Here is a 12274-nt window from a genome sequence, read left to right as displayed (position 1 = left end):
ACCCCGCGTTCCAGCCCTAGTGGCTGTAGTTCTGCGCGTAGGTGTCGCGCGGCAGCCCCGCAGAGCGGGCCTGGTCGCGACGTGCGAACGCGGCCTCGCGATCCAGCGCTCCACCCAGCGTGACCAGGTACGGCGCGTGACCGGAGGGCGAGAAGACCTGCGGCTCAAGCTGCGGATAGCGCTGCGCCAGCTCGGCGGCCTTGTGCTGTGCAGTCGACTGGTGCGTGTACGTATAGACCACGACGTGCCAGGCGCTGCGGCCGTTGGTTGGGACGGCCTCTGCCACCGTGCTCGGCGAAGCGGTCAGCGGGACAGGCTTGCGGGCTGGTGGCGGTGGCGTCTCAACCGGCGGCGTGGCGTCGCCCATCGTGCTCTGCGCATTGCTCGCGGGTGCCTGCTGCGGATTCGCACCGGCGTTGGCCTGGGAGGCAGGCGCCTCGCCGACGATGGTGCCCGACGCGGGGGTGCGCTTCGACGCTGCATAGAACGCGATCAGCACGATCGCCATGAGCACCAGGGCGGCGATGAGAATGGGCCGGCGACGGAGCGGGTTCGCGCCGGCCGGGCGTTCACGCTCCGCATGCAAAGCGGCGCGGGGTATGCCGGCGCCGGGCTGCGGTCGCGGATCGACCTTCACCGGCGGGCTCGGCGGCTTGGGAGCGGCCGGCACGGAGGCGCGTGTCGAGGCCATCGTGGTCTGCACGGGAACTGAAGGAGCCGCGGCCGGAGCAGCCGAACCAACTGGTGCCGCGCTGGTGACGGACGGTCCCTGCAGCACGCGCCGCATCGCAGCGAGCGAACCGCTCGTGCCCAGCCCGGCGCGCACCAGCATGGCAAAGGGCGCTGGCAGTTGCAGCGCTTCGGTTTCGCTCGAGAGCCGACGTCCGGTGAGCGCTTGATAGATCAACGCGGCGAGCGCTGCCGCATCGTTCTCCGGTCTCCGGGGCGCCAGGCAATCGCTGCGCAGCTTGATGCTGTCGCCGATCGCGAGCACACCGGATGCATCGACATGCCCGTGGCGCAGCCCGGCGGCTTCGACGGCTTCGAGCGCGCTCAGCAGGCTTTCGGTGACCTCGCGTGCCTCCGTCGGATCGAGCGTACGGTCGCGCAGAACATCGGCCAGGGTCTGGTCGAACGGCTCAAGCATGGCGTAGACCAGCGACTCATCCGCTACGCTGCCACGCCCGGTGCCGCGGATCGTCTGCAAATGCGGGTGGCTGACGCGCGCCGCGGCCTGCAGACGGGCTTCGATTGCATCCTCGTCGTTCAGGGATTCAAACACGCTGAGAACGGACGGCTGCCCGGCGTGGTCGGTGGTGCTGAACCAGGCCGTGCGGCCCTCACTGCGCAGCAGTCGGCCAAGCGGCAGACCCTCGATCGATTGACCTTCAAGCTCATTCCAGAGCGGCATGGATAGTCGTCTCCAACCCGGGGGTGATGTGGTGAAGAGACACGACGAACGTCGCGCCATCCCGCACAGGGAGCGCTTGGCGTCATGCCACGCAGCGCAGCCGGGAACGCATTCTGCGATCGCGTCCTCGGCTGGTGCTGCACTGATTCTGTGGTGAGTCTACGCGCCTCGCGGAGTGGAGGCGAGAGTACGGCGGGATACGACGGGCGCTTGAAGCGCTAGACGAGGTTGACTTCGACCGGGACGGGACCGAGCACCGACGCACTCGACGTCTGGCCGGTCGAGCCACCAGCAACGACACGGCCGCCGGCGCCGGCACGGGCCAGCAGGCGCATGCCCTCGCCTGCCATCTCGCGCGCCATCTGGCGCAGCTCTTCGGGCCGCTCGTTGTGCTGATTAGTGAGTTCGACCAGTGCCGCCGCGGCCTTCAGCTTGGCGACGCCGTCAAACGATGCCAGACCTGCAGCGCCACCGGTGGCCTGGATGATGCTGTCGGCCGTGATCTTGAACATGGTGTCGCCCTGGATGACGAAAGCAACCAGGTATTTCTCCGGGGCGTTGGCGGCAGTGCTCATGGGCGTGCAGTCCTCTCAGCGGTGTTGCGGTGCGTTACTAGAAGAACACTCTCTCCGATGCAGTTGGGTCAAGCGGAGAAGAGGCGAAAGACCGTACCGAATCTGGTTCCCGACCGCGTTGCGCAGTGACGGTTCCGATTGGGAACCACGCGGCTGCGCGCGATCGCGCGTCATCTCTCGTCGGGCATCACGCGCGCGCGATACCATCGCCTTGCATGAGTGACGCGAATCCCCCCTTAGCCCAACTTCTCACTGAGACCCGCTCGGCCGCGAGCGCGAACATCGACCAGCTCTCCACCGTGGCGATGCTCGAGATGATGAACGATTTCGATCGCGAGGTCGCTGATGCGGTGCGTCGCGAGATTCCGGCCGTCGCCCGCGCCGTGGATGCAATTGCGGCCGCGCTTGCCCCGGCGCAGGGGGGACGGCTCTTCTACATTGGCGCTGGCACCTCTGGCCGCCTCGGCGTGCTCGATGCATCGGAGTGTCCGCCGACCTTCAACGTGCCGGAGACACTGGTCCAGGGATGGATCGCCGGCGGCGATTACGCGCTGCGCCACGCGATCGAGGGCGCGGAGGACTCGTTCGAGTTAGGCGCTCAGGATCTCGCCTCGCATGGCTTCACCGGGCGCGATGTGCTGGCCGGCATTGCAGCCAGCGGACGCACGCCCTACGTACTCGGCGCGCTGGCGCACGCGCGCAGCCTGGGAGCTACGACCATCGCCGTCAGCTGCGTACCGGACTCTGAACTGGCGCGTGCGGCGGAGATAGCGATCTCACCGGCCGTCGGCCCGGAGGTGATCACCGGCTCCACACGGCTGCGCGCCGGCACCGCGACCAAGCTGGTGCTGAACATGCTCTCGACCGGCGCGATGATCCGGCTCGGTGCGGTGTACGGCAACCTCATGGTGAACGTGCAGCCGACGAATGCGAAGCTGGTGGACCGCGCTGAGCGCATCCTGATGGAGCTCACCGGCTTGGATCATGGCGGCGCGGCGTCGTTACTTGAGCAGGCAGGATCCGTCAAAACGGCAGCCGTGATGCATGCGCGAGGCCTGTCCCGCGCGGAGGCCGAGAAGCGGCTTCAGGCGGTCGACGGTCAGCTCCGGCGTGCACTTGATCCAGCGGGTTAGCGCGGGCGGCAGGTCCTCCCAGGCACTGGGCGATTGCAGGATGTCATCGTGCGAAACTCGCCAGAGCGGCGAGGGGGAGCGGGCGGCGCTGGTCCGGTACACTGGAGTTACCGCGCTCTATGTCCACGCCTGCTTCTGCTCCAGTCGCTACGGCCACGTCTCCTGCTGCGCCGGGCTTTGCTGGCAAAGCCTCGCAGCGGCTGCGCCGGTTTCGCTTCGATCGCCCGCAGAAGATCGCCGCGCTGCTGCTCCTGCTGCTGATGTCGCAGTGCTTCTGGCGGATGGCGCGCGCCCCGCTCACCGATCAGGACTATCAATACGCACGTTGCGGTCGCGAGATGTGGGAGCGCCCCTCGCCGATCGCTGGATACTTTACGTCCTGCGGCAACATTCATGACGGCGTGCTGGCCTATCGCATGGCGGGGCTGCCGCTCACGGTGCAGCGGCTAGTCGCGGGGCAGGGCAGCGAGACCAGCACCTGGGAGATGCGTCACGAGCTTAGTTACGTGAAGCTCCTACTGCGTCTGCCGTTCCTGATGGCGGCTTTGCTGCTCGGTGGTGCGTTGTGGTGGGTCACGCGGCGGCTCTACGGCAACCTCGGCGGCTTTGTTGCGCTGGCGTTCTACTGCGTTGCTCCGGGGATCGTCGCCGCGGGCTCCGCGCCCAACCCTGAGATCACGGCTGCGCTCGGCATCTTCGCCGCGCTCTACACCGCGATCGGTGTCGCCCATGCCATGCAGGGGCCGCGGCGCAAGTGGCGACCGCGCATCGTGCTGCTCGCAGCGGGTCTCGGGCTAATCGCGGCGTCGCACGCAGCCGCACTGCTGCTCACACTGCCGCTGGCGCTGTTCTTCATGCTCTACCTCGCGGAGCGCAATCGCACCGCGGTACCACTGGTGCTGCTCGCCGGGACAGTCGGAGCGTTCGTCATCCTGTTCGCCTGCTACGGCTTTCGGCCGGATGCGCTCAGCTACTACTTCCGCTCCGGCGCCGGCCGGCTGGGTTGGAGCACGCTCGAGGCGCGCCTGCACCTGCTCTCCTGGGCGGATGCGGGCTTTGCGATGGCTCTTGCTGCTGCAGCTATCCTCTACCTCGCGGTGCGCCGGTCGCGCTACTTCGGCAACACCACGCCTCTGCTGATCGCGCTCGTCTTCCTTCCGCTCGTCACGACCGGCATCGCGGGGGCGCCCTGGCTGTGGGCCTTGCCGTTTCTGCTCACGCTGGTGGGTGGCGTCTACGCGGATGCGCTTGAGACCGCCAATGGCCGGATCTTCCGCTGGGCCGTGGTCGCGATGGTGTTACTGCAGGCAGGGCTGACGATCGCGCTGCCGCAAGGCCTCTGATTGGGCAGCGCGCGGTGAGTGTCCGTGCTCTTCCACGGCAGCTCTCCGTAGCTCTGCTGGCAGCCGCGCTCCTGACGCCGGTGCTGGTGTTCATCTGGTTGCTGGTCCGCAGCGCAGCCACTGTCCCGATCCTCGACGACTACGACGCCATCCTGGCGTTTGTCGATTCCTTCTCGAAGGATCATGGATGGCAGCGCGTTCTGGAGGTCCTGGCCTGGCAGCACAACGAATACAAGCTGATCTTTGAAAACAGCGTGTCAGCCGTTGCCTACATGGCGTTTGGCAACGTGCGATTTTTCGCTCTCAGCATGACCGGCGATGCATTTGTGATCGTCACCGCGTTAGTGCTTTGGCCCTACTTCAAGGACGCAGGCCGCACGCTGCCGGCGCGCATGGCGGCATTCCTCCCTGTAGTCCTCCTGGTGGTGAACCTGCGCTACGCGGAGACGCTCAACTGGGCGATGGGTGGCCTGCAGAACTTGCCGGTGCTGAGCTTCGCGCTGCTCGCACTCTGGCTATTTCAGCGGCCAGGAGCGCTCGCGGGCCCACTCTCGACGCTCGCATTTATGTTTGCGGTCGCATCGTCAGGGAATGGCTTTTTCATTCTCCCTGCGGCGTTGCCCATGCTCGTCGACGCTCGTGCGCGCAGAAGAGTCATAATCTGGAGTGTGGCCGCCGCGGTCATGCTCGCGGGCTACATGTACCGGTATCAGCCGCTGCCCCAGGTAGTGCCGCAGTCCTCTCATCCGTGGCTCGCGCGACTGGTGTTCCCTATAGCCTTCCTGGGAAGCGCAGCGGGCCCGCCCATCTCGGCAGTTGGTCTTGGTGTGATCCTTTGCCTGCTGTTTGGGCACGCCGTGCACAACCGGTATGCGAGGCGCGCGCCTTTGTGGACCTCAGCCGTTCTGTTTCTGCTGATCACAGCGCTCGCGGTCGCTGTCACTCGCGGCGGCCAGCCAGTCGCTGAATCGATTCCGTCACGGTACCGCATCTACTCATGCCTGGCGCTGGTCTTTGCGTGGCGTTATCTGCTGGTGTGGGTGCAGGAGCGTGGGCCGAAGCATGTCACGTCGGTCGTATCCGCCGCGATTGTGGCCGCCACATGTTTCGCTGCAGCGTCCGATCTCTCCGGCTATCGCATGCTCATGGCGAGGCGCACCGAGTCGGTCACGCAGTACAGGATTGTTCGGGATGCGCTGACGCCGCAAGGCCAGCCGGCATCCCTGCGCGTCTTCTTTGCGGCTGCGCCTCCTGTTTTGAAGAAGGCAATAGTTGATGGCGTGTTTTGCGATCCACTGTCGCCGCGTTCCTCAGGCGGCGCCAGGAACCAATAGGCCAGCCAGCCGCTTCAACACGTCAGTAGATGCAGTGCCAGGTCCCGACGCCGTCGAGGAGGATACGACATCGCATGCCCGGTGATCACACCAAGCATCGCCCGCATCGCCTCATCCTTTTTGAACGGCAGCCAGCACGAATCTGATTCGTGCTGGGCGAGATTGCTACACGAAGTGACTCAAATACGCACCACTGCACTGATCAGCCGAGGTGCGTGAGCGGCGCGCCGGCGATTGGCGGCATGGCGAACGCGGCCTTCGCGGGAGCTTTCATCACTTCAGCGAACGCGGTCTGGAAGGCCTGCATCTCGTGCGGCGTGCCCACCGTGATGCGGACATGCGTCGGCCACGCCGGCCACACGCGCCCGATGTACACCTTATGCGCCTGCATCGCGGCGATCACTTCGGGCGCCGGGCGGCGCGTGTCGAGCATGAAGCAGTTGCTCTCCGAGTTTGTATAGCTGTAGCCCTGCTGGTCCAGCCACGCGTAGGTTGCGTTGCGCGTATCGCTGTTGATCTTCTTCCGCTGCGGAATCATCTCCGGGTGCAGCAGGCTGGCGTTCGCCGCTGCCAGTGAGGTGATCGGCATGGCATTCATGCCGTAGTTCTGCAGCTTCAAGAGCAGATCCGGTCGTGCGGCAGCAAAGCCGCAGCGCAGCCCGGCCATGCCGTACAGCTTTGAGAAGGTGCGCAGCACGATCACATCCTCGCCCGCCCGGACCAGGTCCATGTTGCTCGTCTGTTCGGAAAAGTGGATGTATGCCTCGTCGATCATCACAATCGATCCCTTCGGCTTGTTCTTCACTGCCCACAGGATCTCTTCCTTCGGTGTGATGGTGCCGGTCGGATTGTTCGGGCTGCAGATATAGAGCACGCCGGCATTGGGACTGGCGGCGACCATCGCCTTTACGTCGTGTGCATGCGTCGCGGTCAGCGGCACCTTGATGATCGGCGCACCGGATGCAGCCGCAGCGACCATGCCGGCCTCGTAGCCCGGGTCTGCTGTGATGTAAGGGCGGCTCGGGCTCGTGTTGGCGAGCACTGTGTAGTGGAGCGGCTCGCTCGAGCCGGCATAGATCGCGATCGATTCTTCCGGTAGGTTCTCGACATGCGCGATGGTCTTGGTCAGCGCGACTGTCTGGTCGAAGTCGTAGCGTCCACCGCGCGGCGTGATGCTGGTACAGGCATCGCACGCGATCTGGCACGGCCCGAGCGGATTCTCATTCGCGTTGATGATGATCGCATCGGCTGGGATTGTGTCCATGCCGCCGTGATAGCGGCGTGCAGCACGAGAGTTGCGCGTCGACTGCTGCGCGGCATAGGCCCACGCCAGGTGCGATTCCGTCAGAATGGGGACCGCGGCAGCGGCGGTGGAGGCAAAGCGCAGGAACGAGCGACGGGAGACGGACGGGCGATCAGCAGACATCAGGAAATCCTCCTATAACCAGCGGGCAGGGGCCGGAACCAGGGGAGAGCAGCCCTCGTGTGTAGTGCAATCCCGCGCAGCATCGTGGAGCGGGAGGGATCGAGACAGCGAGGGCTCGACCTGACGATTCAGTTCTCGATCACTCTACTCCGGGTGTCGTCGTCGGCCAAGAGCCATGCGCGAGCGGGCTGGGTGCCCGATTTGAGCGTGGCGCAGACCCGCTGTGCATGCTGGTTCGCAGACGTGGTTCCAGGCCCGGAAAAGAGCCTTCCAACTGCTAAAATGGAGGCAGAGCCAGCCTGCAACGAGATGCGCCGTGCGCAGTTCTTTTGCGCGGTGCTGAGGCGCGCTCGACCCACCTATGGCAGACGATCAGAATCCTCAGCTTCCTCTTGGCAACTCAAACGGCGACAGCGGCGATGGCAACGTACCCAAGGGCCCGGGCGCGGCCAACGTGATCCCGATCAATATCGAAGACGAGATGCGCCGGTCGTATCTCGACTACTCGATGTCGGTGATCATCGGCCGTGCGCTGCCCGATGTGCGCGACGGCTTCAAGCCCGTGCATCGCCGCATCCTGTACACGATGCACGAGATGGGGCTGCAGTACAACAAGAAGTACACGAAGTGCGCCAAGGTGGTCGGCCAGGCAATGGGCCAGTTCCACCCGCACGGCGACTCGGCCATTTACGACACGATGGTGCGCCTGGCCCAGCCCTTCAGCCTGCGCTACCCGATGATCGACGGCCAGGGCAACTTCGGTTCGGTTGATGGCGACCCGCCGGCTGCCATGCGATACACCGAGTCGCGCATGATGCGCATCGCGGGCGAGATGCTCGCCGATATCGACATGGACACCGTTGACATGGTGCCGAACTACGACGAGAGCACGCTCGAACCGGCCGTACTGCCCGCGCGCATCCCCAACCTGATCGTGAACGGGTCGAACGGTATTGCTGTCGGCATGGCGACGAACATCCCGCCACACAACCTGACCGAGATCATCAACGCCACGATCGAGCTCGTGAATAATCCGCACGCCGGGCTCGTAGAAGTGCTGAAGCACGTGCAGGGGCCAGACTTCCCGACTGGCGGCTTCATCTACGGGCGCAGCGGCATTCCGGAGGCCTACCGCACGGGTCGCGGCCGCTTCCTGATGCGCGCCAAGTGCGCGATCGAAAACATTTCCGGCGGTCGACAGGCCATCGTCGTCACCGAGATTCCGTACCAGGTCAACAAGATGAAGCTGATCGAGCGCATCGCGGAGCTGGTCAACGACGGCGTCATCACCGACATTGCGCGCGATGAGTTCCGGGACGAGAGCGATCGCGACGGCATGCGCATTGTGATCGGGTTGAAGCGCGGCTCCGAAGCGCAGATCGTGCTCAACCAGCTCTACAAGCACACGCAAATGCAGGAGAGCTTCTCGATGATCTTTCTCGCGGTGGTCAACGGCCAGCCGCGGGAGCTGCCGCTGCCAGACGCGATCCGCCACTTCATCGATCATCGCGTCGACGTCGTCCGGCGGCGCACCGCCTACCTGCTGCGCAAGGCACGCGAGCGCGAGCACATCCTGCTCGGCTACCAGATCGCGCTCGATCACCTTGATCAGGTCATCCGCATCATCCGCAACTCTTCCTCACGCGCGGATGCCCGTGAGAACCTGTTCCGCTTCTTCTCGGGCAGCACGATCCAGTTGCGCGGCTCGGAGCTGAAGGGCGTCAAACTCGACCCAGCCAAGTACGGCGTGGACACGGCAGCCGAGACCACGGCTACCCTGGTGCTCAGCTACCGGCAGATCGACGCCATCCTCGAACTGCAGCTCTATCGCCTGACCCAGCTCTCGATCGACGAGCTGTTGAACGAACTCGGCCAGGTGCGCGCGAACATCGAGGAGTACGAGTCCATCCTGGCCTCCGAGAAGAAGCTGCGCTCCGTCATCATCAAGGAGCTGGAGCAGATCAAGAAGGAGTTCGGCGACGAGCGGCGCACGCAGATCCTCGACGAGACTGCCGAGCTGCAGCTTGAAGATCTGATCGCCGACGAACAAGTAGCCGTCACGGTGTCACATTCCGGCTACCTGAAGCGCACGCCGATCTCGACCTACCGCCAGCAGCGCCGCGGCGGCACGGGCCGGCTCGGCATGAAGACGCGGGAAGAGGATTTCGTCTCGCAGCTCATCGTCGATTCGACCCACGCCTACCTGCTCTGCTTCACCAACACAGGCCGCGTCTACTGGCTTAAGGTGTATGAGGTGCCGGACGTGGGCGCCGCGGGCAAGGGCAAGTCGATGGCCAGCCTGCTCAACCTGCAACCCGGCGAGACAGTGCGCACCATCCTCGCGCAGCGCAACCTCGAGGAAGAAGGCAAGTACGTCTTCTTCGTCACGCGCAGCGGCACGGTCAAGCGCACGCCGCTGAAGGACTTCTCGAACGTGATGGCGCGCGGCATCATCGCGATCGGCATCGAGCCAGAGGACGAATTGATCGGTGTCCGCATCACCAACGGCACGGAGATCGTCTTCCTGGCCACGCATGAAGGTATGGCGATTCGCTTCGACGAGAACGATGTCCGCTCCATGGGCCGGCCGGCCTACGGCGTCCGCGGCATCGATCTCGCGAAGAACGATTACGTCGTCGGCCTCGCGGTCACGCCGAAGGAGCGCAGAAAGGACGGCGACGGCGGCAACTGTCCGTGCCTCATCCTCTCGGTCACCAGCCAGGGCTTCGGCAAGCGCACCGACGTGGACGAGTACCGTCTGCAGACGCGCGGCGGCAAAGGTGTCATCAACCTGAAGACAACGTCGCGCAACGGCAAGGTGAACGCAATCCTGCTGGTGGATGAGACGTCGGAGCTGATGGTGATCTCGCAGTACGGCAAGATCATCCGCATCGATACGAAGACGATTCGCGCCGCTGGCCGGTCCACGCAGGGTGTGAAGCTGCTCAACCTTGAGGAAGACGACAAGGTAGCGGCAGCGGTGGTGATCCCGCCCGAAGAGGCGAAGATCGAGCCGGAGAACGGAACGCTGCTGCAGTAACTAAGCCACGCGGCACAACATGAAGGCCTCCCCTGACCGGGAGGCTTTTTCTTGCGCATTCACTGCGTGGTACGTCTTTGAGTACGTACAGCCGACTCCGAACACTCTTTCCGCCTTGCGGACAGTCTCCTGGACACGCAACGCTATTTGGCAATCGCCATCGGCTAACGCCCTGACTTACAAGATCACCGGAGGGCCCGTTATGCAAGTCTGGCTCTACGATGTCCGCTTCGCTCTGCGTCAGCTGCTTCGTCATCGCACGTATGCGCTGACGGCGATGCCGACGACGTCTATGGCATGCCTTTCACTCGCGAGGAGCTGAGGGAGGTGCGACGTTTGCCAGCCGTTGAAGATGCCACTGGCTTCGGCCGCACCAACATGCTAGAGACCGACGGCTTGCTGCCCAGCTCACTCGATGTGGGGCAGACCGCCGGCATAACCTGGATTTCCTGCGAGACGCGCCCCTGATCGGCCGGTACTACAGCGCGGCTGAGGCGCCCGATGACGCCGCTCCGCCACCGGTCGTCGTGATCAGCTACCTATTTTTGAAAAAAACACTTCAACAGCGCTCCGGACGTGGTTAGCCGCACGATCGAAATCGAGCACCGCAAGTACACCGTGATTGGTGTCACCGAGCCGCGCTTTACTTGGCTGGATGCGGACGTCTACATGCCGCAGCCCGAAACTGCGTCCAAAGGATGCTTACTGGGTGAATGCCCGCACCCTGAACGATAGGCTGCTCGGCCAGTTCAAGGGCACGCTGCTGGTGCTGTTCGCCTCGGTCGTGCTGCTGCTGATCATCGCTTGCGGAAATGTCAGCATCCTGATGCTGGCCCGCGGTACAGCACGTCATCAGGAGCTGGCGATGCGCCGGGCGCTCGGCGCAAGCCGTCTTCGCCTGGCACGGCAGACGTTGACTGAGGCAGTTGTGGTGTCCCTTGTGGGGGACGTGCTGGGCGCGCAATTGCCTATGCCGGCATACGCCTGATTGGTGCTCTGCTGCCGCAGTACTCTATCCCGCACGAAGTCGTCGTCGCCATCAATGTCCCGGTGCTGCTGTTCAGCGCCGGCGTATCTGTACTCTGCGGCATTCTGTTTGGCACATTGCCGGCTTTCGAGTTCTCACGGCGAACGCTCGGCGCTCACTCCGTGCAGGTGGGCGGACAATCACCGCGGGTCGCAATGTGCGCAGCAAGCTGATCGGCAGCCAGATCGCCATCACGCTCGTTCTGCTCACGGTCTCCGGGGCTGCCATGCGCCACTTCCTCGAGGCGTACACCGCCCACCTTGGCTTCGATCCACATCACGTACTGATGATCGGCCTGGAGATTCCAAACGATGGCTATCCCACGTACCAAGCCCGGGAGCAGTACTTCAATGCGCTGCAGGACAAGATCGCCACCACGCCCGGTGTGGAGAGCGTGAGCTACGCGATTGAGACGCCCTCCTACCGCAACTGGCAGCAGGCGATTGCGGTCGTCGGCGCTCCGCCCACCTCGCGAAAGACCATGGTGGCGCTGGTCAGCGCCTCCTACTTCCCCACGATGAGAGTTCCACTATGGGCGGTCGCCTCTATACAGAAGACGAGGGCCGCCGGGCAAGCCACTTCGCTGTTGTGAATCAGACGTTTGCGCGCACTTATCTCGGCGGTGCCAGCCCTCTCGGCCACGCGATCACCTTGCCGGACTTAAGTTCACCCGAGCTGACGGTACCCGTCGCGCCGGACATCAAGCAGCCCTTTCAGATCATCGGAGTAGTCGCCGATGCACGTAACAATGGACTGCACGATCCAATCGAGCCTCGGGTATACATCCCCTCCTCCATCCTGGCGCCGCCCGGCCAGCTGGTTGCTTCTCGTCTGTTCGGAGCAGAATCCAGCCACGCTGGTGCATGCGATCAGCGCCAGCATCCGCACCCTGAATCCGAATCAAAGTTTGGAGCGGCTGCGGCTGTTCATGGATTTCATGTGAATTCACGTGGGCTCACGAACGATTCATCGCAACCTTTTTTTT

10 protein-coding genes and 1 pseudogene are annotated in these 12274 nt (G+C 64.2%); 8 read left to right on the top strand and 3 right to left on the bottom strand.

Annotated features, from left to right (window positions below):
- Positions 1 to 16 precede the first annotated feature (16 nt).
- Together AC5IJH_RS17735 and AC5IJH_RS17730 are read right to left on the bottom strand one after the other, a co-directional pair.
- Complete coding sequence (locus AC5IJH_RS17735; protein WP_491904160.1) at positions 17 to 1411, bottom strand: serine/threonine-protein kinase; 1395 nt, start codon at positions 1409 to 1411, stop codon at positions 17 to 19.
- 218 nt (positions 1412 to 1629) lie between these two features.
- Positions 1630 to 1986: a hypothetical protein gene (locus AC5IJH_RS17730; protein WP_491904159.1), complete on the bottom strand. Its 357-nt coding sequence runs from the start codon at positions 1984 to 1986 to the stop codon at positions 1630 to 1632.
- Positions 1987 to 2201: 215 nt separating this feature from the next.
- On the opposite strand from AC5IJH_RS17730, the gene murQ reads away from it, so the two are divergent.
- From murQ to AC5IJH_RS17715, 3 genes are all read left to right on the top strand, one after another.
- Positions 2202 to 3119, top strand: a complete 918-nt coding sequence (gene murQ / locus AC5IJH_RS17725; protein ID WP_491904158.1) for an N-acetylmuramic acid 6-phosphate etherase — start codon at positions 2202 to 2204, stop codon at positions 3117 to 3119.
- 119 nt (positions 3120 to 3238) lie between these two features.
- The gene (locus AC5IJH_RS17720; protein ID WP_491904157.1) at positions 3239 to 4462 is read left to right on the top strand and encodes a hypothetical protein; all 1224 of its coding nucleotides are present in this window, start codon (positions 3239 to 3241) and stop codon (positions 4460 to 4462) included.
- Between the two features lie 14 nt (positions 4463 to 4476).
- Positions 4477 to 5796 (top strand): hypothetical protein, encoded by a 1320-nt coding sequence (locus tag AC5IJH_RS17715; RefSeq protein ID WP_491904156.1) that lies wholly within the window; start codon positions 4477 to 4479, stop codon positions 5794 to 5796.
- A gap of 202 nt (positions 5797 to 5998) precedes the next feature.
- Here AC5IJH_RS17715 and AC5IJH_RS17710 read toward each other — a convergent pair whose 3' ends face one another.
- Positions 5999 to 7222 carry a pyridoxal phosphate-dependent aminotransferase gene (locus tag AC5IJH_RS17710; RefSeq protein WP_491904155.1) on the bottom strand — a complete coding sequence of 408 codons (1224 nt, stop codon included), beginning with the start codon at positions 7220 to 7222 and terminating at the stop codon, positions 5999 to 6001.
- Positions 7223 to 7583: 361 nt separating this feature from the next.
- Between AC5IJH_RS17710 and gyrA the strand changes: the two genes are divergently transcribed.
- From gyrA to AC5IJH_RS17685, 5 genes and pseudogenes are all read left to right on the top strand, one after another.
- A complete protein-coding gene (gene gyrA, locus AC5IJH_RS17705) occupies positions 7584 to 10262 on the top strand; it encodes a DNA gyrase subunit A (RefSeq protein ID WP_491904154.1) in 2679 nt (892 codons plus the stop codon).
- A gap of 327 nt (positions 10263 to 10589) precedes the next feature.
- Positions 10590 to 10730, top strand: a complete 141-nt coding sequence (locus tag AC5IJH_RS17700) for a hypothetical protein (RefSeq protein WP_491904153.1) — start codon at positions 10590 to 10592, stop codon at positions 10728 to 10730.
- A gap of 241 nt (positions 10731 to 10971) precedes the next feature.
- Positions 10972 to 11250 (top strand): FtsX-like permease family protein, encoded by a 279-nt coding sequence (locus AC5IJH_RS17695; RefSeq protein ID WP_491904152.1) that lies wholly within the window; start codon positions 10972 to 10974, stop codon positions 11248 to 11250.
- Between the two features lie 196 nt (positions 11251 to 11446).
- The gene (locus tag AC5IJH_RS17690) at positions 11447 to 11881 is read left to right on the top strand and encodes a hypothetical protein (protein WP_491904151.1); all 435 of its coding nucleotides are present in this window, start codon (positions 11447 to 11449) and stop codon (positions 11879 to 11881) included.
- Positions 11878 to 12274 (top strand): annotated as a pseudogene (locus AC5IJH_RS17685) (hypothetical protein); the annotation flags it as partial. The gene AC5IJH_RS17690 and the pseudogene AC5IJH_RS17685, both read left to right, overlap by 4 nt.

Origin of the sequence: Candidatus Dedyshia acidiphila, assembly GCF_051025295.1 — a bacterium.
Classification (GTDB): domain Bacteria; phylum Acidobacteriota; class Terriglobia; order Terriglobales; family Acidobacteriaceae; genus KBS-83.
This window is presented reverse-complemented; position numbering and strand designations above follow the sequence as displayed.